The organism is Isoptericola haloaureus (assembly GCF_036689775.1).
Taxonomy (GTDB): domain Bacteria; phylum Actinomycetota; class Actinomycetes; order Actinomycetales; family Cellulomonadaceae; genus Isoptericola; species Isoptericola haloaureus.
Window position 1 is genome coordinate 66,517 of the sequence record NZ_JBAGLP010000120.1, and the last position, 23,689, is coordinate 90,205.

Consider the following 23,689-nt stretch of genomic DNA (forward strand, 5'->3'; position numbering starts at 1 on the left):
GCGCCGCCCGGGGCAGGGCGACGCGGCGTCGGGGTCGGGGTCGGGGTCGGGGATCAGCCGGCGACGGGCACGTGCAGGTGCAGCGTGCCCAGCGCCCTGCTGACGACGGACGGCGGGTCGTGCAACGTGACCGAGAGCCCCTCGTCCTGCCCGATGCGGCAGAGCTGGACGAGGAAGGCGATACCCGCGGAGTCGAGGAAGGTCACCTCGGAGGCGTCCACGACCACGGGCAGGTCTCGCTGGAACGCCCCGGCCAGCGCGGCCGAGGCTTCGTCGCGCAGGGCGATGTCGATCTCGCCCCACAGGGTCACCACACTGGCCTCGGGAGCCTCGTTCAAGACGATCCCACCGGCCCGAACCTCATGCGTGAGGGTCACTGTGCCACCTTCGTCCCTGGTGTCCTCGCCCCCTGCGTGCCGCGGCGCGACACCGGCGTTCGAGACTCGCGACCTCGTCGTCGCGATGCCGCCAACCTACACCACAACCTCCGTCGGGTGAAGTCGAAACCAGGGCATTCCTTGACCGACCATTCACGATTCCATCATGTCCGGCCGGAGGGCGGGGTGCGGGCCGTCCCGGCTCAGAGCTCGATCCGCATCACCCGGCGGCGCGACGTCGGCGCCGCGACCTCGCTCAGCCCCGCCGCCGCGAACACCTGCGGCACACCGACGCTCGCCTCGTCCCAGATCACCTCGCCACCGTCCGCGGCGACGATCGGATACCCCTCCAGCGCCCGGGCGCCCCGGGCCCGCGCCATGTCGACGGCGCAGCGCGCCAGCTCGTACATCAGTCCCTGGCCCCGGAACCCCGCGCGGACGACGAAGCAGGCCGCGAGCCACACGCCGTCGTCGTCGCGGTCCTCGTGGCGACCGCGCCAGGCCACCGGGCTGCGCCCGTAGTAGCGGCGGTAGGTGGGTCGTGGACCGACGGCGACCCAGCCGGCCGGGTCGTCGTCGACGTACAGCACGACGCCGCTGGTCGTCGGCGAGTCCGGGTCGCCCGCGCAGGTCAGCTCGGCCAGCCGGAGCCGACGCTCCTCGACGGGCATGAACCACCAGTCCCGGTCGCCGAGCACCTGGCGCTGGCACTGGCACCGCCCGGCCTGCGAGGTGCCCAGCACCGTCTGCAGGTCCTCGAACGGGACCTCGTTGGCCGGTCGTGCGGTCAGCATCGCCACGCACCGAGGCTACGAGAAGGGTCCGACGCTCGCCGCCGGGGCGGCGGGCGTCGGAGGCGGACGAGCCGGTCTGTACGCCGGGTTCTGTTCCCGCGCCGGGTCACCCCTGCGCGGGCGACGGTCATCCATCTAGGACCTGCGTCGCCGCAGGCCTCCAGCGGTCTACCCGACTGCGCTCCTCCGGAGAGGATCGGGCGGGCCGCCCTCGAACACAGTCTGTCCGACCTTGCTCCTGGTGGGGTTTACCGAGCCGTGCCCGTCACCGGGCACGCTGGTGGTCTCTTACACCACCGTTTCACCCTCACCCGCGCGCCGAGGCGCACGGGCGGTCTGTTTTCTGTGGCACTGTCCCGCGGGTCACCCCGGGTGGCCGTTAGCCACCACCATGCCCTGCGGAGCCCGGACGTTCCTCGGCACCGCCGCAGCGGTGACGCGACCGTCCGACCGACTCGTCCGCGTGGCCAGGATACCCGGACTCAGACCTCCACCGGGTACGTCAGGACCAGCTCGTCGGCCGACCGCCCCCGGATCCCCCAGTTCTCCGGCCGGCTCTCGAGGATGACGACCTCCAGGTCGTCGTCCGCGATCCCCAGGGCCGGGGCGACGTCGTCGTACATCGCCCGCACCAGCGCCCTCTTGGCGGTGGTGGACCGCCCGGAGAAGCACACGACCTCGATCACGAGGTACGCCGCCGACCGCGGCGCGACCAGGTCGCCGTCCTCGAGCAGCAGGAACCGGTGGAACCTCTTGTCCTCGGGGATCCGCCAGGCCCCCACCAGCGCCTGGTGCACGGCGTCGGACACCTCCCCGCGGCGATCGCCCCAGACGGTCCGGTTCCCGTAGATCTTCACCTGCGCCATGACGGGACCGTACCGCCCCGGCGACGGTCCGTCAGCAGGCGGTCGGCCGGAAGCGTGCACGAACGATCGCCGGACGACGACCTAGGGTGTCCGAGTGCTGATCTGCCTGCCGCCCTCCGAGGGCAAGACCTCCGCGCCCGACGGCGGCGCCCCCGTCGACCTGGCCGCGCTCACGGCCCCGGGCCTCACCGCGCAGCGCGAGACCGTCCTGGACGCCCTCGTCGACGCCAGCGCCCGCGAGGACGCCACCGCCGTGCTCAAGGTCGGCGCGAGCCTGGCCGACGAGGTCGCCCGGAACACCCGGCTGCGCTCCGCCCCCGCGGCCCCGGCGACCGAGGTCTACACCGGCGTCCTGTACGCCGCGGCCGGTCTCGGGGACCTGTCGGGAGAGGCGGCGGCCCGGGCGGCCGCCGATGTCCTGGTCTTCTCCGGGCTGTGGGGCGTCGTCGCCCCGACCGACCGGATCCCCGCCTACCGGCTCTCCATGGGCGTCTCCCTGCCCGGCGTCGGCGGGCTGGCCGCCGCGTGGCGGCCCCACCTGGAGGCTGCCCTGGCCGAGCGGGCCGCCGGGGACGTCGTCGTCGACTGCCGCTCGGCGGCCTACGTCTCCGCCTGGAAGCCCGCCACCACCGGCCACGGCGCGGCGGACTGGGTCACGATCCGCGTGGTGCGCGAGACCGACGGCGTGCGCACGGTCGTCTCGCACCACGCCAAGCACACGCGCGGGGTGCTGACCGGCCACCTGCTGCGCCGCCCGGGGCCGCCCCCGACGTCGGCGGCCGAGCTGCTGGCGGCCGCCCGCGAGCTCGACGGCACGGTGATCGGCACCGAGGCCGGCACCGGCCTGAGCTACCGCATGCTGGCGGCCGAGCTGCACGAGGCCACCGGCCCGCGCCGCCCGCACACGCTGGAGCTCGTCATCTCCTGAGCGCCCGCCCCCCGCCCGAGCGGGACGCCCCCGATCGACGCAGACTGGCGCCATGGCGTACGACGAGGAGCTGGCCGACCGGGTCCGGGAGTCCCTGTCGCCCCGGGACGGCCTGACCGAGCGGAAGATGTTCGGCGGCATCGCCTTCATGCTGTCGGGGAACATGGCGGCCGGGGTCCTGCGGGACGAGCTGATGGTGCGTGTGGGCCCCGACGGGTACGACGCGGCGCTGGCCGACGGGGCCGCCCCGATGACGATGGGCGAGCGGACGATGGGCGGCTTCGTGACGGTGGGCGCCGACCAGGTCGCCGACCCCGCGACGCTGGACGCCTGGGTCGCCCGGGGCGCCGACCACGCCGCCGCACTGCCGCCGAAGTGAGCCTGCTCGCGCCGGTCAGTCCGCGGCAGGGTGCCCGACGGCGGTGACCTCGCGGTCGCCGTCGGCCCAGAGGCGCACGATCGACAGCGAGCACGGGGGCACCCGGAGCCGTCCCCACCCGGCCGGCGGCGCGTCCAGCGCCCGTCCGACCACGGAGCGGATCACCGCGGCGTGCGCGACGACGACCGTGGTGCGACCGACCGTCCCGGCGGCCAGCTCGTCGACGGCCGGACCGACCCGCTCGCCCAGGTCCGCGTACGACTCCCCGTCCGGCGGGGCGAAGGATCCGCTCGTGACCCACTTGGCCAGGTCGCCCGGCCAGGACTGCTCGACCTGCTGCGGGGTCAACGACTCCCAGGCTCCGAACCGCACCTCGGCGAAGCGGTCGTCCGTCGCCACGTGCACGCCCAGCCGGCGGCCGATGGCCGCGGCCGTCTCCTGGGTGCGCACCATCGGCGAGGCCACCAGCAGCTCGGGGCGTGCGAGGTCGGCCCACCGCTCGGTGCCCAGCCGGAAGACGGCGTCCGCCGCCTGGGCCGCCTGACGCCGTCCGACCGTGGTCAGGGACGGACCGGGCACGTCACCGCCGGACAGCGCGCCGACCTCGGTCAACGGCGTCACGCCGTGCCGGACCAGGACCAGGGTCGCCGGCACCGCGCCGTCGTAGCGGGCCAGGGCTCCGGAGGCGGGTCTGCGCATCAGGCGCCGTCGGGTTCGCGCACGAGGATCCGGCCGCACTCCTCGCAGCGCACCACCTGCTCGGGGGCCGCGCCGCGTGCCGCGGCCAGGTCGCCGGGGTTGAGCTCGAGGCGGCAGCCCTCGCAGCGGTTGCCCCGCAGGGCGGCCGCGCCCAGCCCGCCGAGCTGGCTGCGCAGGCGGTCGTACAGGGTCACCAGACCGGCGTCGAGGCCGTCCGCGAGACGGGCCCGCTCGGCCTTGACCTCGCGCGCCTCGGCGTCGATCTCGGCGAACGCGGCGTCGCGCTCCCCGGCCGCCTTCTCCTGGGCCGCGACCAGCTCGCCGTGGGCGGCCTCCACCTGGGCCAGCGACTCCTGGTGGGCCTCGAGCCGCTCCATGATCTCCAGCTCGGCCTCCTCCAGGACGTTCTGGCGGCGGGCGAGCGACTCGAGCTCGCTGACCACGGCCTGGGCGTCCTTGGCACCGAGCGCACCCGAGTCGAGCCGCTGCTGGTCCCTGGTGGCACGCGTGCGCACCTGCTCGACGTCGACCTCGGCCTTGGTGACCTCGCGCTCGAGGTCCGCCACGGCGGTCCGCGAGTCGACGAGCGAGGAGTGCAGGTCCGCGAGCCGGTCGTCGAGCTCGGCGAGGGTGGTCAGCGAGGGGTGCTTGCGGCGCTGGTGCGCGAGCTGCTGGAGCTTGGTGTCCAGCGCCTGGACCTGGAGCAGACGACGCTGGTCCTCGACGGGTGCGGTAGCCATGGACGGGGTCCTCTCGGTCTGCTCTTCAGGTGCCGGTCAGCGCTCCGGGCTCCCGAGACGGTGCGTCCACGGGTCGGTGACCAGAGTGCTCACCTTGGTGGTCACCGTACCGTCTCCCAGTCCGGTCGCGAGATCCGCGGCGGCGTAGGCCAGCCAGGGCCACTCCGAGGCGAAGTGGGCCACGTCGACCAGGGAGGGGGTGCCCGCCTGCGGCCGCTCGGGGTCGGGCGACTCGAAGGCGGCGCGCTCGCGCAGCTCGGAGGCCGGGTGGTGGCGCAGGTCGGCGGTGACGTACACGTCGGCGGCCGTGGCCCGCACGGCGTCGAACAGGGAGTCCCCGGACCCACCGACGACGGCCGCCGTCGACACCGGCGCGTCCAGGTCCCCGGCCACGCGCACGCCCTGGGCGGTGGCGGGCAGCACCTGGGCGACCCGCTCGGCGAACTCGCGCAACGTCGTCGGGTGGTCCAGCCGGCCGACCCGGCCCAGGCCGCGGTCGACGTCCTCGACGTGCGCCACGAGCGGACGCCGGTCGGTCAGCCCGACCAGGTCGGCCAGGGCGTCCGCGACCCCGCGCGGGGCGGAGTCGGCGTTGGTGTGCGCCACGTAGAGCCCGCACCCGGCGGTGAGGAGCCGGTGCACCACGGCACCCTTGAACGTGGTGGCCGCCACCGAGTGCACGCCCCGCAGGAACAGCGGGTGGTGGGTGACCACGAGGTCCGCTCCCCAGTCGACGGCCTCGGCGACGACGTCGGCCACCGGGTCCACGGCGAACAGCACCTTGCGCACGGGCCGGGACGGGTCGCCCGCGACCAGCCCGACCGCGTCCCACCCCTCGGCCGTGGACGGCGGGTACAGGTCCTCCAGGACGGAGACGACGTCGGCCAGCGTGGGCGGTGCAGCGTTCATGCCCTCGAGCCTAGGACCTGCGGCGCCGGTCTCACTCCATGTCCTCGAGCTCCTTGTCGCGCGTCTCGGGCACGAAGCGCAGGACGAAGAACAACGAGGCGAGCGCCGCGATCGTGTAGAAGCCGTACGCGAACCACAGGCCGATCTCCGCCATGGACGGGAACGAGCTGGAGATGGCGAAGTTCGCCAGCCACTGCGCCGCGGCCGCGATGCCGAGCGCCGTGCCGCGGATCTTGTTGTTGAACATCTCGCCCAGCAGCACCCACACCGCCGGCCCCCACGACATCCCGAAGAAGACGACGAACAGGTTGGCGGCGACGAGGGCGACGATCCCGCCGGTGTCGCTGAGCACCGGCTCCAGCTCGCCGGCGTCGTTCGCGACCAGGGGCGCCTGGCTGAACACGATCGTCATCGTCCCGAGCGCGACGAACATCCCGGCCGACCCGATGGTGAGCAGCCGCCGTCGACCGATCCGGTCGATGAGCAGGATCGCCACGACGGTCACCACGATGTTGGTCACCGACGTGATGACGGTCTGCTGCAGCGCGTCGTCCTCGGTGAACCCGACCGCCTGCCACAGCGTCGAGGAGTAGTAGAAGATGACGTTGATCCCGACGAACTGCTGGAACACGCTCAGGGCGATGCCGATCCACACGATCGGCAGCAGGCCGCCGGTGGGCTTGACCAGGTCGCGCAGCGAGGTCGCCCGGTCGCGGATGATCGTGCGACGGATCTCGCTGATGCGCTCGTCGACACCCTCGGTCAGCACGCTGGAGAGGACCTCGCGCGCCTCCTTGTCTCGTCCCTGGTGGACGAGGAAGCGTGGCGACTCGGGGATGCTCAGCGCGAGGGCACCGTAGACGACGGCGGGGACCACCTCGGTGAAGAACATCCACCGCCACGCCGCCAGGCCGAACCACAGCTCGTTCTCGGCGCCGCCAGCGGCGGCCGCGATCGCGTAGTCGCTGAGCAGCGCCACGAAGATGCCCGTGACGATCGCCATCTGCTGCAGCGAGCCGAGCCGGCCGCGGATGTGAGCGGGCGAGATCTCGGCGATGTACGCCGGCGCGATCACCGACGCCGCGCCGACGCCGAGACCGCCGATGACCCGCCAGACGATCATGTCCACGGGCCCGAACGCGAACGTCGAACCGACCGCGGAGAGGGTGAACAGCGCCGAGGCGATCACCATCACGCGCACGCGGCCGATCTTGTCGGACAGCCGACCGGCGAAGTAGGCCCCGACCATGCAGCCGAGCAGGGCGGAGGAGACGACGAAACCGGTCACCCCGGCACCCATGCCGAAGTCCTCCTGCATGGGGGTGACGGCACCGTTGATGACCGCCGTGTCGAATCCGAAGAGGAAACCGCCCAGCGCCGCGGTGACCGCGAGCTGGATCACGCGTGCTGCGTGGAAACCCTGTTCATGGGTCTGAGTCGTGCCGGACATCGTCGCCCTCCCGCCGCCGTCGCCAGGTGCGGCCAGGTTAGGCCCCTGCGGCCGTCACCGCCCGCTGACGGCGCGACGTCGCTACTTCGCCTCGTCGTACGCCGCCACGGCGGCGACCGTCAGCGGGAAGGCGACCGGGAAGTCGCCGAACAGCAGCCGGCCGGCCTCGGCCGCGGCCTCGCGCACCTCGTGCGCCACCGCGTCGGCGAGCCCCGCCGGGGCGTGCACCACGACCTCGTCGTGGACGAAGAACACCAGGTGCGGACGGTCGGCGAACGGCGCGGGCGCCCGACCGGCGGGCCCGGCGGTACCGAGCGCCCACAGCCGGCGCCGGATCGAGGCGAGCCAGCACTCCGCCCACTCCGCGGCGGTGCCCTGGACCACGAAGTTGCGCGTGAACCGGCCCCACGCACGGGCCGAGGACCGCGCGAGGGTCGCCGCGTCCTCCGCGGCGCCCTCCCCGAGCGCCCCGGACTGCGCCTCGTCCCAGGCCTGGCCGGGCGGTGGGGAGGACCGTCCCAGCCAGGTGGTCACCACGCCCCCGCCCTCACCGGTGGCCGCGGCGTCCTCCACCAGCCCCATCGCGTGCGGGAAGGCGCGCCGCAGCCGCGGCAGCACCTGCCCGCTGACGCCGGTGGTCCCGCCGTACAGCGCGCCGAGCATGCCCACCTTGGCGTGCTCGCGGGTGGCGACGGCACCGGAGGCCACGATGCCCGCGTACAGGTCGCCGTCCCGCCCGGCAGCCGCCATCGCCTCGTCGTGCGCCATCGCGGCCAGCACCCGTGGCTCGAGCTGGGCGGCGTCGGCCACGACGAGCACCCAGCCGGGGTCGGCCCGCACGGCCCCGCGCACGCCCTTCGGCAGCTGCAGGGCGCCGCCGCCGGTGGAGGACCAGCGCCCGGTGACCACGCCCGCCACGACGTAGTCGGTGCGGAACCGGTCGCCGCGGACCCACTGGTCGAGCCACTGCCAGCCGTTGGCCGTCCACAGCCGGTACAGGCTCTTGTACTCCAGCAGCGGCGCGACCACCGGGTGGTCGATCCGTTCGAGCTCCCCCTTGCGCAGGCTGCGGGCACCGACGCCCGCGTACTCCAGGGCCCGCAGCAGGTCCGGGTGGGAGTCGGGGTTGAGCGTCGGCGGGGCGTCCAGCGCGGCACGGACGTCGGCCACGAGCGCCTCCAGGCGGGCCGGACGCTGCCCGGGGGCCGGCCGGGGTCCGAGGGCCTCGCTGAGGATCGCGTCGTGGACGTCGGCGCGCCACGGCAGGCCTGCGTGGTGCATCTCGGCGGCCGCGAGCGCCCCGGCGGACTCGGCGGCCAGCAGCAGCCGCAGCCGGCCGGGGTCGGAGGAGCCGGCGACCGCGGCCCGCTGGACCTCGAGCTCGCGCTGCGGGTCCGCCCCGTCCGCGGGCGGGGCGGCCGGCGCGACGTCGTCGAGGTCGAACAGGGACTCGTGCTGCCGTGCGCGCAGGACGGAGGTGCTGTCCTCTCCCCCGGCCGCGGTCGGCTCGAGGGCGTCCCACGGGCCGGGCGTGGCCCCGGCCAGCTCCGAGGTGCGCGAGAGCTCCGAGGTGCGCAGCACGCGGTGGGCGAGCCGCAGGTCGTGGGCGCGGTCGAGCCGGACGCCGGCGGTCAGCAGCGCCGGGTACCACCGGTTGGTGTCGTCCCAGGTCCACCGCGGGTGGCCGGTCTCCTCGAGCCGGTGCACGACGGCGGGGACGGCGTCGGCGTCGGCGTCCTGCGGGGCCGCGGCACCGGCGTCGGCCGGTACGCCGTCGTCGGACGGATGGACCCGGACCCGGCCGGCGGGGAGTCGCGTGAGGAGGACGTGCACCGGGCGATCCTCCCGCACGCCCCCGACAGCGGGTCCCGACCGGCACCGTGAGGTGCGCGACAGACGGGCCGTCCGGCCGTCCACGGCCGTGCAGCGGCGGCACCCACCACTTACTCTGTGATGGCCCATGACTGAGACGATCGAGACCAGCGCCCCGCCGGTGCCGAGGAACGTGGACGCCCCGCGCGGATCCGCACCTCGACGACGGTGCGCGGCGTGACGCCCCCGGGACCGGCCGAGGAGTCGTCCGGCGGCCACGTCGTGCTCGGCGGGGCGTACGTGCTGGGCGACATCCTCGGCACCGGTGGCACCTACACGGTCTACGAGGCCTCCCGGGTCGGGGCGACCGGCACGGACGGGACCGGCACGGACGGGACCGCGGAGGACACCGAGCCGCTGGTCATCAAGGTCCTGCACCCGCACCTGGTCGACGACGAACCCACCCGTGCGGCCCTGGCCCGCGAGATCGCCGCCTCCGACCAGGTCGACCACCCGGGCGTCGCCAAGGTCCTCGACACCGGTGAGGACGAGATCGCGGGCGCGACCGTCCCCTGGCTGCTGACCCGGCGGCTGCCCGGGACCACCCTCGCCGAGCAGACGCCCTCGACGGGCCTGCCGTGGCCCGAGGCGCTCGGGGTCGCCGGCGGGCTGCTCGCGGCGCTCGCGGCCGTGCACGCCGCCGGGCTGGTGCACCGCGACGTGAGCCCACGCAACGTGGTCGTCGAGCGGCACCCGGACGGCACCGTCCAGGTCGGGCTGATCGACCTGGGTCTCACCGCCCCCGGCGGCCGGGGCGGCGACGGCGGGACCGTCGTGGGCTCGGCGGCGTTCATGTCGCCCGAGCAGGCCCAGGGCAGGCCGCTCGACGCACGCAGCGACCTGTACTCCGTCGGGGCGCTGACCTACTTCGCCCTCACCGGGCACGCTCCGTACGAGCGCGCCGAGCCCGCCGACGTGCTGCGCGCCCACGTCGGGGCGCCCGTGCCCGCGCCGTCGGCCCGCCGGGCCGGCGTGCCGACCTCCGTCGACCGGTTCGTCGCGCAGGCGATGGCCAAGGACCCCGACCGCCGGTTCACCGCCGCCGGCACCATGGCGGCCGCCGCCGCGTCCGTCCTGGGCCTCGCCGCGAGCGCCGCCGCGGGCGCGGGGGCGGACCCCGACCAGACGATGAGCCTCGCCGAGGTCGACGCGCAGGACCCGGACCGGACCGCCGCGCTGGGAGCCGCCGGCACGACGGCGGCGCTCGCCGCGGCAGCAGCGGCGGCCGCGAGCGACGCCGAGCTGCAGCGGACCCGGCAGCTCGGCGCGGTCGGCGCCGGTGCCCCCGGCGACGCCGGCGAGGCGACCGGCGCTGCCGGAGCGGCCGCGGCGGTCACCGGGGCGACGCCCGCCGACCCGGGTGCCGCGGCGCCGGACGCCCCGCCGTCGTCCGCCCGCCGGTGGGTCCCGGTCGCGCTGGTGGCCCTCGTGCTGGCCGTCGCCGCCGGCGCCGTCGTGTCCTGGCCCCTGGGCGACGCGGACCGAGGAGACCCCGTGCCCGTCGTCACGGTCAGCCCCTCCCCGACCACGGACCGCACGACGCCACCTCGCCCGGACGACCCGACGACGGCACCGCCCGCCGCACCGGCGCCCGAGCCCGAACCCACTCAGGAGCCGTCGCCCAGTCCGTCGCCGAGCCCCACGCCGTCGGACGAGCCGTCGCCGGAGCCGACGACAGCGTCGCCCACGGCACCGGAGCCGGACCCCACGGACGACACCACGACGGCACCGCCGCCGACGCCCGACCCGGACCCCACGGACGACACCACCACGGCGCCGGCGCCGGCGCCCGAGCCGACCGACGACGCGCCCACGGCGCCGTCGGACGCCGAGGCGTCACCGGCGCCGGGCGGGAGCACCCCCGCGCCGTGACCCGACCGACGCCGGTCAGTGCGCCCGGCCGCCGGTGATGTAGTCGGTGAGCTGGTCGCGCTCGGCCTGCACCTCGGCCATGCGGCGCTTGACGACGTCGCCGATGCTGACGATCCCGACCAGCCGGCCGTCGTCCAGGACCGGCACGTGGCGGACCCGGCGCTCGGTCATCACGGCCATCAGGTCGTCCAACGGCGTCTCGGGCCTGCAGGTGTGCACGTCGACCGTCATGAGCTGCGCCACGGAGGCGTCGAGCACCCCGTCGCCGTCGTGGTGCAGCCGACGGACCACGTCGCGCTCGCTGACGATGCCGTCGACGTGGGTGCCGTCGCCGGACACGACGACCGCACCGATGCGGTGCTCGGCCAGCAGCGCCAGCAGGTCCCGCACGCTCGCCCCCGGCGTGACGGTGACGACCTCGTCACCCTTGTGCCGCAACGTCTCTGTCACCCGCATCCCGGCACCTCCGCCGTGTCAGCGCCGGGCGCCGTCGCCCCGGCCTCCTGCGTCGACCGTACGGCATCCGCACGCGCTCGCCCGGTGGGCCCCGGTTCTCTGCGCGGTCCGGCGAGCGAGTCACCGCGCCCTCACTAGGCTCGATCCCAGGAGGCGTCGCGCGGCGCGCCCCGGCGCGACGAGGTCGTCCACACACCATCGAAGGAGCGGGTGATGACCGAGCTCACCACGATCGACGGCGGCACCACGCGGCTCGACGCCGAGCTGGACGCGCTGGCCGCCGACCTGACCGGCACCCTGGTCCGGGCCGGGGACCCCGACTACGACACGTCCCGCGCGCTGTGGAACGCCGTGACCGACCGGCACCCGGCCGCGATCGTGCGGTGCGCCACCACCGAGGACGTGCGACGAGCCGTGCTGCTGGCCGCCGAGCACCGCCTGCTCGTCGCGGTGCGCGCCGGCGGGCACAACGTCGCCGGCACCGCGGGCGTCGACGACGGGCTCGTCATCGACCTCGGGCAGATGCGCGACGTGTCGGTCGACCCCGGGACCCGGCTCGCCCGGGTCGCCGGCGGGGCGCGGCTCGGCGACCTGGACGCCGCCACCCAGGAGCACGCCCTCGCGGCCCCGGCCGGGGTCTTCTCCGACACGGGGATCGGCGGGCTGGGGCTGACCGGCGGCATCGGGTGGCTGCGGCGCCTGCTCGGGCTGACGTGCGACAACATCGTCGGGGCGACGGTGGTCGCCGCGGACGGGACCGTCCACGAGGTCGACGAGGAGAACGACCCCGAGCTGCTGTGGGGCCTGCGCGGCGGGGGCGGCAACCTGGGGGTCGTCACCGAGCTCGTCGTGCGGCTGCACCCGGTCGGACCGGAGGTCTACGCCGGGTTCGTCCTCCACCGCGCCGACCGGGCCCTGGAGGTCCTGCACGCCTACCGGGACTGGTCCGCCGACCTGCCCGACGAGGTCTCGTCCATGGCCGTCCTCGGGGCCGCCCCCGAGGACGAGGCCGTCCCCGCCGAGCTGACGGGGCAGCCGTGCGTGATCGTGCTGGCCTGCGTGGCCGACCCCGACCACGGGGAGGAGCTGCTGGCGCCGATCCGCGACCTGCCCGACCCGGCCGCGGACCTCAGCGGCCCGGTGCCGTACGTCGAGCTGCAGCAGCTCTTCGACGCCGACTACCCCGAGGGGATGCGGTACTACTGGCGCTCGGTGCACCTGCCCGAGCTCTCCGAGGAGGCGCTGCTGCGCAGCGTGGACCAGATGCACCGCCGTCCCTCGGCGCTGTCCACCATCGACCTGTGGCACCTGGGTGGCGCGATGTCGCGGGTCGGTGCCGAGGACACCGCGTTCGGCGACCGCAGCGCGCCCTATCTCGTGGGCATCGAGGCGAACTGGACCGAGCCGGACGACGACGAGGCGAACATGCGCTGGGCCCGGGGCTGCGCCGCCGACCTCGACGCGCTGTCCACGGGACGCGAGTACCTCAACTTCCCCGGTTTCCAGGAGGGCGGCCAGGAGACCCTGCGGGCGGCCCACGGCGAGGCGAACTACGCCCGGCTGCGTGCGCTCAAGCAGCGCATGGACCCGCAGAACCTCTTCCGGCTGCACCAGAACATCGCACCCTGAGGAGCTGATCGCGGTGATCGAGAAGAGCGAGATCTGGTCGCGCGGCGTCGTCGTCGGCGTGGACGGGTCCCCCGAGAGCTACCACGCGTTCGACTGGGCCCTGGCCGCCGCGGCGCGCCACCACGCGACGCTGACCGTGACGCACGCCCGGACGGTGCCGGCCGGGCCCGTCAGCCCCGTGCCGGCCTACGACCCCGAGCAGCTGCGTGCCGAGGCCCAGCAGGTCGTGGCCGACGCGCTCGGCAGGATCCGGCACGACCCGCAGGACATGCCGGAGGTGCGGTCCGCGGCCAGCATCGGTGCGCCCGACTCCGTGCTGACCGCGTACTCGCGCGACGTCGACCTGGTCGTCGTCGGGCGCCGCGGCGCGGCCGGCTCGCGGCACGCCCTGGGGTCGGTGTCCGCGGCGACCGCCGCGCACGCCCGGGGTCCGGTCGCGATCGTCCCCACCGGCGCCCAGGGGCCCACCCCGGAGCGGGTCGTGGTCGGCATCGGGTTCGACGACGACCCCACGGCGGCGCTCGACCTCGCGTTCTCCGAGGCGGACCGCAGCGGCTGCCCCGTCGTGCTTGTGCACGCCGTGCAGCCGGCGACGCAGGTCGCGCACGAGGCGGGACCCGTGCAGGACGAGGACGTCGAGGCCGCGCTGCGCGGGCTGGCCAGCCGCTGGACGACCACCTACCCCGAGGTCGAGTGCCTCCTGCGGACGCGGCCCGGGGACGCCGCGGAGGCGCTCCTGGACGAGGTGACGGCGTCGGACCTGCTCGTCCTCGGTGGGCACCGGCACCGGCGCTTCCTCGGGCGGCTGCTCGGTTCGGTCCCGGACGCGCTGCTGGGCGAGGCCCCCTGCGTCGTCACCGTGGTGCACACCGACCGGCCGCACCCCCACGAGGACTGAGGACCCTCGTGCGGGCCTGGACGACCGGTGACCGGGCCGGGAGCCTCACCCTGTCCGAGCTGCCCGTCCCGGAGCCGGCGGCGGACGAGGTGCTCGTGCGGGTCGAGGCCTGCGGGGTATGCCGCACCGACCTGCACGTGGTCGACCGCGAGCTCGCCGTGCACCGGCCGCACGTCGTCCCCGGCCACCAGGTCGTGGGGACGGTCGAGGCCACCGGGTCCGCCGTCCGTCGGCTGCGCCCGGGCGAGCGCGTCGGCGTCGCCTGGCTGCGCCGCACCTGCGGGGCCTGCCGCTGGTGCCGCGAGGGCCGCGAGAACCTCTGTCCCGACTCGGCCTACACCGGGTGGGACGCCGACGGCGGCTTCGCGGAGCACACCACCGTGCCCGAGGCCTTCGCCTACCCGCTGACCGCCGACCACGACCCCGTCACGACGGCACCGCTGCTGTGCGCCGGCATCATCGGCTACCGCGCCCTGAGCCGGGCGAACCTGCCCCCCGGCGGGCGTCTCGGCATCTACGGGTTCGGCTCGAGCGCGCACCTCACCGCCCAGGTGGCGACCGCCCGCGGGGCCGAGCTGTTCGTCATGACCCGCGGCGAGCAGAACCGCGAGCTGGCGCGACGCGCCGGGGCGGCCTTCGTCGGTGGCGCCACCGACGTGCCCCCGGTGCGGGTCGACGCCGCGATCGTGTTCGCCCCGGCAGGCGAGCTGGTCCCCCTCGCGCTGCAGGCCACCGAGCGTGGCGGCACGGTCGCGCTGGCCGGCATCCACATGAGCGGGATCCCCGCGATGGACTACACCCGCGACCTGTTCGACGAGCGCGACCTGCGCACGGTGACCGCCAACACGCGGGCAGACGGTGCCGCGCTGCTGCGGCTGGCCACCACGATGCGTCTGACGCCGGCCGTCACGCGGTACCCGTTCACCGCCGCCGACGCGGCCCTGGACGACCTGCGAGCAGGACGTGCCTCCGGCTCCCTGGTGCTCGCGCCGGCGTGAACCTCAGGCGCGCTGCAGCATCTCCAGGGAGCGGACGGCCAGCCGTTCGCCCCACTCGCGGGCCCGGTCGCGCTCGTGCGGCAGGAGCGGCCCCTCGGTGTCGGCGACGTAGAACGACGCCCCCCGGTCCACCACGCGGTGCCCGTCGTGCCGCAGCGCGCGTGCCGCGGCGTGCGCGGCCGACCCGGGCAGGTGGCGGACCTTCTCGACGCGCGTGTCGAACGTGGCGTACAGCCGCAGGTCGCGGTCCGGTGAGAGACGGTCGATCCACTCCCGGATGCCCGGGTAGTCGGAGGGGCGGTCGCCCAGCCGTTCCTGCGCCTCGTGCCGTGTCTGGGGCCGGCTCATGCCGAAGGCGTGGGTCGGGCCACCGACGACGACGAGGTCCTCCCCGTCGGCCTCGTCGTCGCCCAGGCTGCTGACGGAGCGGACGCGCACCGGCATGCGGGTGGCGATCCCGTCCCCGACGGCACGCGCCACCAGGGCGGTGTTGCCGAAGCTGGTCTCGTAGATCACGAGTGCGGACATGACGATCAACTCCTCGGCGCCCGAGCGCCCTCAGCCGGCCTCGACGGCCGGACCGCTGACCGGCATGACGATCCGGGTGCGCCAGGTCGCCGGGTCGGGGTCCGACTCGGGTCCGGCCTCGTAGAACTCCCACGACTGGTCCAGGGGATGCACGTCGTGCTCGGTCATCCAGGTCTCCAGCCGTGCGTAGGTCGCCGCCAGCCCGTCGTAGGCCCCGTCGTGGAGGGTCTCCACGACGCGCGCCTCGGGCAGGACGCCGGAGACCGGCCTCCCGGGGCCGGGGTCGGCCACGGTGAGGTCGGCCGGTTCGGCCAGCGGGAACCCGATCTCGATGTCGAAGCCCCCGGCCATGGGCCCGCGGTAGCGGGCGTAGGGCGGACCGGCGGGCTGCACGCCGCCGTTCTCCAGGGCGGCGACCACCCGGGGCAGGACCCGGGCGAACAGCGCGGGCACGTCCTCCTGGCTCACCATCTGCCGCAGCCCGAAGGTGGGCTGCTCCACGGACTCGATCAGTCGGATCTCGTGCGTCTCGTCCATCGCTGCTCGACCTCCCTGCCGGACTGCGGCGCGTCAGCGTCGACCGCTGGTTCCCACGATCGACCGGGCGCCCGGCGTCCGGACAGGGCCCTAGGTCCCGAGTCGACCCGCCGGAGGTCCCGGACCCCGGGGCCGGGAGCCGTCAGTCCACGAGCACCTTCTCGCCGGCGCGCGGGACGACGGCGGGACAGCCGACCTCGTCACGGATGCGGCCGGCCAGAGCGGTCGACGCGCGTTCCTCGCCGTGGACGACGTAGACGGCCTCCGGAGGCTCGGGCATCTGACGCAGCCAGTCGACCAGCTCGCTCGCGTCGGCGTGGACGGAGAACTCCTGGTCCTCGACGATCTCGGCGTTCACCGGGACGTACCGGCCCATCATCTTCACCTCGCGGGCGCCGTCGCGGAGCATGCTGCCCCGGGTGCCGATCGCCTGGTAGCCGGTCAGGACCACGCAGTTGCGCCGGTCCGGGAGCAGATGGCGCAGGTGGTGGACCACGCGGCCACCGGACGCCATCCCCGAGGCGGAGACGACGATGCACGGCTGCCGCGGCGAGTTGAGCCTCATCGACTCCTCCGGGGTCCGCGCCGCGTGCAGCGACGGGAGGTCGACGAGGTCCGACATGCCCGGACGCAGCTCTCCGGCGACCCCGGCGCGGCGGTAGACGTCGAGGGCGGCCAGCGCCATCGGGCTGTCGACGAAGACCGGGACCGGAGGGATCTGGCCCTCGCGGACCATCGTGGACAGGGCGTGCAGGACCAGCTCCGTGCGGTCGACGGCGAACGCCGGCACGAGGACCACGCCGCCCCGACGGATCGTGCGGCGTACGGCGTCCGCAAACGCCGCGTGCGCCCGGGGCGGCTCGCGGTGCTCGCGGTCGCCGTAGGTGGACTCGATCACCACCGTGCGCGCCGCGGGCGGGTCGGCGCGTGGTCGCAGCACCGGGTGCTCGGTGCGGCCGAGGTCGCCGGAGACGAGGACCCGGGCGGACCCGACCCGAGCCAGCACGCTGGCCGAGCCCAGGACGTGACCGGCCCGGACGAGTCGCAGGCTCGACTCGCCCCCGAGGTCGACGTCGACGTCGAAGGGCACGGTCTCGAACCTCTCGATCGCGCGCTCGGCGTCCTCGACCGTGTAGAGCGGCAGCGGCGGGTCGTGACGTGACCACCCGCCGCGTCGCGCGAGGTCCGCGTCCCGCTCCTGCAGGTTCGCGCTGTCGCGCAGGACGATCGCGGTGAGCGCGGCCGTCCCCTCGGTCATCCGGATCGACCCCGCGTAGCCGTCGCGCACGAGGACGGGGAGGAATCCGCAGTGGTCCAGGTGGCAGTGCGTCAGGACCACGTCGCCGATCGTCTCCGGCGGGACCGGGAAGGCGTCCCAGTTCCTCCGCCTCCACCGCCGCTCGCCCTGGTAGAGACCGCAGTCGACCAGGAGCCGCCGCTCGTCGGACTCGAGCAGGAAACGGCTCCCCGTCACGGTCCCGGCGCCACCGAGGAACGTCAGCGCGACCGATGCTGTCCCCACCCTCCCCATCGTCCGCCCCTCGCGGCTCGGTCAGCAGGGCCGATGGTCCCGAGACGGTCGGCCGGAGGTCCCGGCGTCGGACGTCGTCGAGCGGCGAGCCGCCGCGGCCGGACGGACGATGGGAGGAGCCACCCGAGGAGCAGGCCATGGGCACCGCGGACGCCGAGCGGCCCGCCGTCCGGCACGGTCCGGACGTGCGGGGGCGGGTGGCCGCGCACCCGCTGGCCGCCTACGTCGTCCTCGCGTACGCCCTCTCGTGGGCGTACTGGGTCCCGCTCGCGCTCGGCGAGCAGACCGTCGAGGCCGGGGTGGGTCGACCGAGCCAGCTGCCGGGTCTGCTGGGCCCCGCGCTGGCCGCCGTGGTCGTCACGGCGGTCGTCGGGGGGCGGGCAGGGCTCGCGGACCTGGGCCGCCGGCTGGTCCGCTGGCGGGTGGGCCGGTGGTGGCTGTCCGTGGTCGCCGTCCTGGGGGTCGGTGCGGTCGGGCTCGCCGTCGTCGGCGGCACGACCGATGCCGGGGACCTGACCCGGTACAGCGGGATCGACGCCGCGGCGGGCCCGGTGGGGACCGTCGCCCTGGCCCTCGTGGTCAACGGGCTCGGGGAGGAGACCGGGTGGCGCGGCTTCCTCGCGGACCGTCTGCTGCGTCGGCACGGCCTGACCGCGACCGCGCTGCTGGTCGCGGCGGCGTGGGCGCCGTGGCACGCACCCCTGTTCGTCCTCATGGGCTCGTTCGCGGGCTTCACCCCGGTCGAGACCGTCGGGTGGGTGATCGGTCTGACCGCGGGGTCCGTCGTGCTCACGTGGCTGTACCGCGGGGCGTCGGCGAGCATCCTGCTGGTGGCGGTGTGGCACGTCGCGTTCAACCTGACGTCCGGCACCCCGGGCACCGCGGGCACCGTCGCCGCCGTCAGCTCCACCGTTGTCATGGTGGCCGCGGTGGTGATCGTCGCCGCCGACCTCCGCCGGCGCCGGTGATCAGCCCCAGACCGCGAGCGCCACGGTCCCGACGTAGATCGCCGGGATCGCGATGCCCTCGAAGCCGATCCCCCGCCGGTCGCGCACGATGAGCCCGGCGGCCAGCGTGGCGGTCATCAGCAGGGTCCCGCCGACCAGCACCAGGCCGGTCGACCCCGCGTCGGTGTAGACGGACCCGGGCAGGTACGCCGCGTCGGCGACGGAGACCATGAGCATGTCGTAGACGTTGCCGCCGATGACGTTGCCGATACCGAGGGTGAGCTGGCCCATCTTGACCGCGGTCACCAGCACCACGAGCTCGGGCAGGGAGCTGATCCCCGTGGTGAGGGTGAAGCCGACGACCCCGCCGTCGAGCCCGGTCGCCTCGACCACGGACAGTCCTGCCCGGCCGACGATCCAGCCCGCGACGCCGACGACGAGCCCGAGCCCGGCCAGCAGCCCCCACAGCCGCCGGGTCGAGCGGGAGTCCTCCTCGCCGTCGTCCCCGTCGCCCTCGTCGTCGTCCGCCGTCTGCGCGGTCCGGATGGGCTGCCACATCGGCGCCTTGTGCATCTGGCGCAGCAGCACGAGCCCGTAGCCGTAGAGCACGGGGATGAGCAGCGTGAGCCAGTGCACCCAGCCGATCGTCAGGTCCGGCGTGGCGGCGGCGACCACGGGGACGGCCAGCAGGGCGACGAGGATCAACGACTGCAGGACGTTCTGCAGGGAGGCCGCCGCGTGCTCGAGGTTGACCCGACGGTAGACCAGGTCGGCGATCGCGAGCCAGACGGTCTGCACCGCCACCCCGCCGACCGGGTTGGCGAGCGCGAAGCCGGCGTCGCCGCCGAGGGACCCCGTGAGCACCGTGACCAGGCCGGGCAGGGAGGTGACCGCCCCGAGGAGCAGCGCACCGCCGACCGCGTCGCCCAGGCCGGTCCGCTCGGACAGCGTGTCGGCGACCCGGGTCAGCCGCACGCCCGCGAGGACGATCACCCCGGACATGGCCGCCAGCGCGACGAGGCTGGGCACGAGGTCCCACGGCATGCTGAACATCGCCCCGACGCTACCGGTGCAGGTCGACGGGCGCTGGACGGCCCGCGGGGCCCGCCCGGGTCGAGGTCGCCCGGCGGCGTACGCGGCGACCTCGACGGAGGTCTCGGTGGGCCCGGAGGGACTCGAACCCCCGACATCCACGGTGTAAACGTGGCGCTCTGACCAACTGAGCTACAGGCCCCGGCAGCGCAGGACAGGATACCCGCCCGCGCCCCGCCCGCGGACACGGCCGCGCGGCTCAGACCTCCGCGAGCGCCGCGAGATAGTCGTCGAGGTCGCGCCGGCCGCCGCGCGGCTGCACCACGGACCAGCGCACGATGCCGTCGGCGTCGACGAGGAACGACCCTCGCAGCGCGTGCCCGGTGGAGTCGTCGAAGACGCCGAACGCCTGCGCGGCCCGGCCGTGCGGCCAGAAGTCGCTGAGCAGGTCGAAGCCGAAGCCCTCGATCTCCTGCCAGGCCTTCAGCGTGAAGACCGGGTCCGTGGACACGGCCAGCACCCGGACGCCCGCGGACTCGAACTCGCCGGCGTGGTCGCGCAGCTCGCCGAGCTCCGCGGTGCAGGTCCCCGAGAAGGCGAACGGGAAGAACACCACGAGCACCGGCTCGCCGCGCAGGTCGGCCAGGTGCGTGGGGGTGCCGTGCGTGTCGGGCAGCGTGAAGTCGGGTGCCGGTGCGTCGGCAGCCGGCACGACGCCGTCGGCCACGGGTCTACCGACCGCGCGAGGCGAGGCGCGTGGCCGACCAGTCGTCGCCCGCGGAGAACGTGCTCGTCGCGTGCAGGCCGGCGGTGGTCGACGCCTCCTGGATCTCGCTGTGGCCCACGTGGCCGTCCCGGCCGGGCTTGCGGGTGAGCAGCCAGATCTGCCCGCCGTCGTCGAGCGCCGTCTGGACGTCGACCAGCATGTCCGTCAGGTCCCCGTCCTCCTCGCGCCACCAGATGATGACGCCGTCGACCACGTCGTCGAAGTCCTCGTCCACGAGCTCGTCGCCGACCACCGCCTCGATCGCCCCGCGCAGGGGCTCGTCGACGTCGTCGTCCCACCCGAACTCCTGCACGACCTGACCGGTGGTGAACCCGAAGCGCGCCGCCAGGGTGTCCGCCTGCTGTCCCACGAGGACCTTGGTTCCTTCCGTCATACCTGCGACGCCGTCACCGGCGCCCTGTCTGCATTCTGCTGTGCGTCAAGGTAATGCACTCGGCCCCCGGATGCCCGCCCAGTCCACGACATCGGGCCTCCTGACCACTTGCGCACGGGGTGACATGACGTAGATCACGGATTCTTGACCGCTTCCTGGTGTCCGTGCGGAGGAACTCGGGACACAATGTGTAGTGACCCCCTGTGGGTGCACCGCGCCGTCGCGATCCCGACGACGTGGGCGACGCGCACGGGACGCCTGACACGGGCGCTCGCCGGACCCCGGCGACGGCCCGCAGAAGAGAGAGGTTGCTGGTGGCTTCGTACGACGAGACCGGACCGCTGATCGACGGTCTGCTCAGCGCTGTGCCGGACATCGACCCGTCCGAGACCTCGGAGTGGGTGGAGTCCCTCGACGGGCTGATCGACGACAAGGGCGGTCCGCGCGCCCGCTACGTCATGCTCAACCTGCTGCGGCGTGCCCGCGAGCGCAACGTGCAGATCCCGACGTCGGTGGCCACGCCGTACGTCAACACCATCGGTGTGCACGAGGAGCCGTACTTCCCCGGCGACGAGACGATGGAGCGGCGCTACCGCTCCTGGATCCGCTGGAACGCCGCGGTGATGGTGACCCGCGCCCAGCGCCCGGAGATCTCGGTGGGTGGCCACATCTCCTCCTACGCCTCCGTGGCGACGCTGACCGAGGTCGGCCTCAACCACTTCTTCCGCGGCAAGGACCACCCGGGCGGCGGCGATCAGGTCTACTTCCAGGGGCACTCCTCCCCCGGCCAGTACGCCCGCGCCTACCTCGAGGGTCGCCTGTCCGCGGACCGGCTCGACGGGTTCCGCCAGGAGAAGTCCCACGAGGGCGGCGGCCTGCCGTCCTACCCGCACCCGCGCCTCATGCCGGAGTTCTGGGAGTACCCGACGGTCTCGATGGGCCTCGGCCCGGCCTCGGCGATCTACCAGGCCTGGACCAACAAGTACCTGCACAACCGCGGGATCAAGGACACCAGCCAGCAGGACGTGTGGGCCTTCCTCGGCGACGGCGAGATGGACGAGCCCGAGTCGCGCGGCATGCTCCAGCACGCCGCCCACCAGGGGCTGGACAACCTGACCTTCGTGGTCAACTGCAACCTGCAGCGCCTGGACGGTCCGGTCCGCGGCAACGGCAAGATCATGCAGGAGCTGGAGGCCCAGTTCCGCGGCGCCGGCTGGAACGTCATCAAGGTCGTCTGGGGCCGCGAGTGGGACGCCCTGCTCAACGCGGACAAGGACCGCGCCCTGGTCAACCTCATGAACGCCACGCCGGACGGCGACTACCAGACCTACCGCGCCGAGTCGGGCGCGTTCATCCGCGAGCACTTCTTCGGGCGCGACCCGCGCACGAAGGCGCTCGTGGAGAACATGACCGACGAGGACATCTGGAACCTGCGCCGCGGCGGCCACGACTACCGCAAGATCTTCGCCGCCTACTCGGCCGCGCGGGCGCACACCGGACAGCCCACGGTGATCCTGGCCCAGACGGTCAAGGGCTACGCGCTCGGGTCGAGCTTCGCCGGCCGCAACGCCACGCACCAGATGAAGAAGGTCAAGAACGAGGACCTCAAGGCGCTGCGCGACAACCTGCGCATCCCGCTGACCGACGAGCAGATCGACGCCGAGCCGGGCCTGCCCCCGTACTACCACCCGGGCATGGAGGACGAGTCGATCCAGTACATGCTGGACCGTCGCCGTCACCTCGGCGGGTTCGTGCCGGAGCGCCGGTCGTCGCCCAAGGCGCTGTCCCTGCCGAAGGACAAGTCCTACGAGATCCTCAAGAAGGGCTCGGGCAGCCAGCAGGTCGCCTCGACGATGGCCTTCGTGCGGCTGCTCAAGGACCTCATCAAGGACAAGGAGTTCGGCAAGCGCATCGTGCCGATCATCCCCGACGAGGCGCGCACCTTCGGTCTGGACTCGATCTTCCCGAGCGCCAAGATCTTCAACACCGTCGGGCAGAACTACCTGGCCGTGGACCGCGAGCTCATGCTGAGCTACAAGGAGTCCGAGGCCGGGCAGATCATGCACACCGGCATCAACGAGGCCGGTTCCGCCGCCGCGTTCCAGTCGGTCGGCACGGCGTACGCCACCCACGGCGAGCACATGGTGCCCGTCTACATCTTCTACTCGATGTTCGGGTTCCAGCGCACCGGCGACCAGTTCTGGGCCGCCGGTGACCAGATGACCCGCGGGTTCATCATCGGCGCCACGGCCGGCCGCACCACGCTGACCGGTGAGGGTCTGCAGCACGCCGACGGCCACTCCCCGCTCATCGCGGGCACCAACACCGCGATGGTGCAGTACGACCCGGCCTTCGGCTACGAGATCCGCCACATCGTGCGCGACGGCATCGAGCGCATGTACGGCGACGGCTCCGACGGTCGCGACCAGAACGTCATGTACTACCTGACGGTCTACAACGAGCCGATGGTCCAGCCGGCCGAGCCGGAGGACGTGGACGTCGACGGCATCCTGCACGGCATCCACCGCATCGCCACCGACGACGGCGAGGGCCCCAAGGCCCAGCTGCTCGCCTCCGGCGTGGGCGTGCCGTGGGCCCTGGAGGCCCAGGAGCTGCTGCGCGAGGACTGGGGCGTGTCGGCCGACGTGTGGTCGGTGACGAGCTGGAACGAGCTGCGTCGCGACGCGCTCGCCGCCGAGCAGGCGGCGCTGGTCGACCCGGCCGCGGAGCCCCGCGTGCCGTACCTGACCCAGAAGCTGTCCGACGCCGCGGGGCCGTTCGTCGCCACCAGCGACTACGACCACCTGGTCCCCGACCAGATCCGCGCGTGGGTGCCGGGCGACTACGCCGTGCTGGGTGCCGACGGCTTCGGGTTCTCCGACACCCGCGCCGCCGCACGCCGGTTCTTCCTCATCGACGGCCCGTCGATGGTGGTCAAGACGCTGCAGCAGCTCGCCCGCCGTGGCGAGGTCCCGCAGGACGTCGTGGCCAAGGCCGTCGAGAAGTACCGCCTCACCGACGTCAACGCCGGCACCTCCGGTGTCGCGGGCGGGGACGCCTGACCCGCGAGGCGCCTGCCCGCACGCC

General features: G+C 74.2%; 23 protein-coding genes, 1 tRNA gene and 1 other RNA gene. 8 read left to right on the forward strand and 17 right to left on the reverse strand.

Annotated features, from left to right (window positions below):
* Positions 1-53: 53 nt before the first annotated feature.
* From V5O49_RS15640 to V5O49_RS15655, 4 genes are all read right to left on the reverse strand, one after another.
* Complete coding sequence (locus tag V5O49_RS15640) at positions 54-377, reverse strand: STAS domain-containing protein (protein ID WP_332903051.1); 324 nt, start codon at positions 375-377, stop codon at positions 54-56.
* Between the two features lie 203 nt (positions 378-580).
* Positions 581-1,171: a GNAT family N-acetyltransferase gene (locus tag V5O49_RS15645; protein ID WP_332903251.1), complete on the reverse strand. Its 591-nt coding sequence runs from the start codon at positions 1,169-1,171 to the stop codon at positions 581-583.
* 63 nt (positions 1,172-1,234) lie between these two features.
* Positions 1,235-1,629: RNase P RNA component class A (rnpB, locus tag V5O49_RS15650), an RNA gene on the reverse strand.
* A 24-nt stretch (positions 1,630-1,653) separates the two neighbouring features.
* The gene (locus tag V5O49_RS15655) at positions 1,654-2,037 is read right to left on the reverse strand and encodes a tautomerase family protein (RefSeq protein WP_332903052.1); all 384 of its coding nucleotides are present in this window, start codon (positions 2,035-2,037) and stop codon (positions 1,654-1,656) included.
* Between the two features lie 94 nt (positions 2,038-2,131).
* Between V5O49_RS15655 and V5O49_RS15660 the strand changes: the two genes are divergently transcribed.
* Both V5O49_RS15660 and V5O49_RS15665 read left to right on the forward strand, forming a co-directional pair.
* Positions 2,132-2,965, forward strand: coding sequence for a YaaA family protein (locus V5O49_RS15660; RefSeq protein WP_332903053.1), 834 nt, complete (start codon positions 2,132-2,134; stop codon positions 2,963-2,965).
* A gap of 52 nt (positions 2,966-3,017) precedes the next feature.
* Positions 3,018-3,344: a TfoX/Sxy family protein gene (locus V5O49_RS15665; protein WP_278234728.1), complete on the forward strand. Its 327-nt coding sequence runs from the start codon at positions 3,018-3,020 to the stop codon at positions 3,342-3,344.
* Positions 3,345-3,359: 15 nt separating this feature from the next.
* Here V5O49_RS15665 and V5O49_RS15670 read toward each other — a convergent pair whose 3' ends face one another.
* From V5O49_RS15670 to V5O49_RS15690, 5 genes are all read right to left on the reverse strand, one after another.
* A complete protein-coding gene (locus V5O49_RS15670) occupies positions 3,360-4,043 on the reverse strand; it encodes a histidine phosphatase family protein (RefSeq protein WP_332903054.1) in 684 nt (227 codons plus the stop codon).
* On the reverse strand, positions 4,043-4,783 hold the full coding sequence (locus tag V5O49_RS15675; protein WP_332903055.1) for a zinc ribbon domain-containing protein: 741 nt from the start codon (positions 4,781-4,783) through the stop codon (positions 4,043-4,045). The genes V5O49_RS15670 and V5O49_RS15675 overlap by 1 nt, the downstream gene beginning before the upstream one ends.
* 36 nt (positions 4,784-4,819) lie before the next feature.
* Positions 4,820-5,692 (reverse strand): Nif3-like dinuclear metal center hexameric protein, encoded by an 873-nt coding sequence (locus tag V5O49_RS15680; RefSeq protein ID WP_332903056.1) that lies wholly within the window; start codon positions 5,690-5,692, stop codon positions 4,820-4,822.
* 31 nt (positions 5,693-5,723) lie between these two features.
* Entirely contained in the window at positions 5,724-7,142 is a 1,419-nt protein-coding gene (locus V5O49_RS15685) for a sugar porter family MFS transporter (RefSeq protein WP_332903057.1), read from the reverse strand.
* An 81-nt stretch (positions 7,143-7,223) separates the two neighbouring features.
* Positions 7,224-8,975, reverse strand: coding sequence for a bifunctional 3'-5' exonuclease/DNA polymerase (locus V5O49_RS15690; protein ID WP_332903058.1), 1,752 nt, complete (start codon positions 8,973-8,975; stop codon positions 7,224-7,226).
* 216 nt (positions 8,976-9,191) lie between these two features.
* On the opposite strand from V5O49_RS15690, the gene V5O49_RS15695 reads away from it, so the two are divergent.
* Positions 9,192-10,886, forward strand: coding sequence for a serine/threonine-protein kinase (locus V5O49_RS15695; RefSeq protein WP_332903059.1), 1,695 nt, complete (start codon positions 9,192-9,194; stop codon positions 10,884-10,886).
* Positions 10,887-10,901: 15 nt separating this feature from the next.
* On the opposite strand, the gene V5O49_RS15700 is transcribed toward V5O49_RS15695, so the two are convergent.
* Positions 10,902-11,342 carry a CBS domain-containing protein gene (locus V5O49_RS15700; protein ID WP_332903060.1) on the reverse strand — a complete coding sequence of 147 codons (441 nt, stop codon included), beginning with the start codon at positions 11,340-11,342 and terminating at the stop codon, positions 10,902-10,904.
* A 213-nt stretch (positions 11,343-11,555) separates the two neighbouring features.
* Here V5O49_RS15700 and V5O49_RS15705 point away from each other — a divergent pair, with 213 nt between their 5' ends.
* The 3 genes from V5O49_RS15705 to V5O49_RS15715 are packed head-to-tail and all read left to right on the forward strand — an operon-like array spanning position 11,556 to position 14,867.
* Positions 11,556-12,971, forward strand: a complete 1,416-nt coding sequence (locus tag V5O49_RS15705) for an FAD-binding oxidoreductase (RefSeq protein ID WP_332903061.1) — start codon at positions 11,556-11,558, stop codon at positions 12,969-12,971.
* Positions 12,972-12,984: 13 nt separating this feature from the next.
* Positions 12,985-13,869 carry a universal stress protein gene (locus tag V5O49_RS15710; RefSeq protein WP_332903062.1) on the forward strand — a complete coding sequence of 295 codons (885 nt, stop codon included), beginning with the start codon at positions 12,985-12,987 and terminating at the stop codon, positions 13,867-13,869.
* Between the two features lie 8 nt (positions 13,870-13,877).
* On the forward strand, positions 13,878-14,867 hold the full coding sequence (locus V5O49_RS15715; protein ID WP_332903063.1) for a zinc-dependent alcohol dehydrogenase family protein: 990 nt from the start codon (positions 13,878-13,880) through the stop codon (positions 14,865-14,867).
* 3 nt (positions 14,868-14,870) lie between these two features.
* On the opposite strand, the gene V5O49_RS15720 is transcribed toward V5O49_RS15715, so the two are convergent.
* The 3 genes from V5O49_RS15720 to V5O49_RS15730 all read right to left on the reverse strand — a co-directional run bounded on the left by V5O49_RS15720 (position 14,871) and on the right by V5O49_RS15730 (position 17,454).
* Complete coding sequence (locus tag V5O49_RS15720; RefSeq protein WP_332903064.1) at positions 14,871-15,395, reverse strand: flavodoxin family protein; 525 nt, start codon at positions 15,393-15,395, stop codon at positions 14,871-14,873.
* 30 nt (positions 15,396-15,425) lie between these two features.
* Positions 15,426-15,932 carry a GyrI-like domain-containing protein gene (locus V5O49_RS15725; RefSeq protein WP_332903065.1) on the reverse strand — a complete coding sequence of 169 codons (507 nt, stop codon included), beginning with the start codon at positions 15,930-15,932 and terminating at the stop codon, positions 15,426-15,428.
* 142 nt (positions 15,933-16,074) lie between these two features.
* Positions 16,075-17,454 carry an MBL fold metallo-hydrolase gene (locus V5O49_RS15730; protein WP_332903066.1) on the reverse strand — a complete coding sequence of 460 codons (1,380 nt, stop codon included), beginning with the start codon at positions 17,452-17,454 and terminating at the stop codon, positions 16,075-16,077.
* A 146-nt stretch (positions 17,455-17,600) separates the two neighbouring features.
* On the opposite strand from V5O49_RS15730, the gene V5O49_RS15735 reads away from it, so the two are divergent.
* On the forward strand, positions 17,601-18,431 hold the full coding sequence (locus V5O49_RS15735; protein ID WP_332903067.1) for a CPBP family intramembrane glutamic endopeptidase: 831 nt from the start codon (positions 17,601-17,603) through the stop codon (positions 18,429-18,431).
* Here V5O49_RS15735 and V5O49_RS15740 read toward each other — a convergent pair whose 3' ends face one another.
* The 4 genes from V5O49_RS15740 to V5O49_RS15755 all read right to left on the reverse strand — a co-directional run bounded on the left by V5O49_RS15740 (position 18,432) and on the right by V5O49_RS15755 (position 20,602).
* On the reverse strand, positions 18,432-19,463 hold the full coding sequence (locus V5O49_RS15740) for a sodium:calcium antiporter (protein ID WP_332903068.1): 1,032 nt from the start codon (positions 19,461-19,463) through the stop codon (positions 18,432-18,434).
* A 107-nt stretch (positions 19,464-19,570) separates the two neighbouring features.
* Positions 19,571-19,644 (reverse strand) — tRNA-Val (locus tag V5O49_RS15745).
* 57 nt (positions 19,645-19,701) lie between these two features.
* Positions 19,702-20,169 carry a peroxiredoxin gene (locus V5O49_RS15750; RefSeq protein ID WP_332903069.1) on the reverse strand — a complete coding sequence of 156 codons (468 nt, stop codon included), beginning with the start codon at positions 20,167-20,169 and terminating at the stop codon, positions 19,702-19,704.
* A 4-nt stretch (positions 20,170-20,173) separates the two neighbouring features.
* A complete protein-coding gene (locus V5O49_RS15755) occupies positions 20,174-20,602 on the reverse strand; it encodes a DUF3052 domain-containing protein (RefSeq protein ID WP_278234745.1) in 429 nt (142 codons plus the stop codon).
* Positions 20,603-20,916: 314 nt separating this feature from the next.
* Here V5O49_RS15755 and aceE point away from each other — a divergent pair, with 314 nt between their 5' ends.
* Positions 20,917-23,664 (forward strand): pyruvate dehydrogenase (acetyl-transferring), homodimeric type, encoded by a 2,748-nt coding sequence (gene aceE / locus V5O49_RS15760; RefSeq protein ID WP_332903070.1) that lies wholly within the window; start codon positions 20,917-20,919, stop codon positions 23,662-23,664.
* The last annotated feature ends 25 nt before the right edge of the window (positions 23,665-23,689 follow it).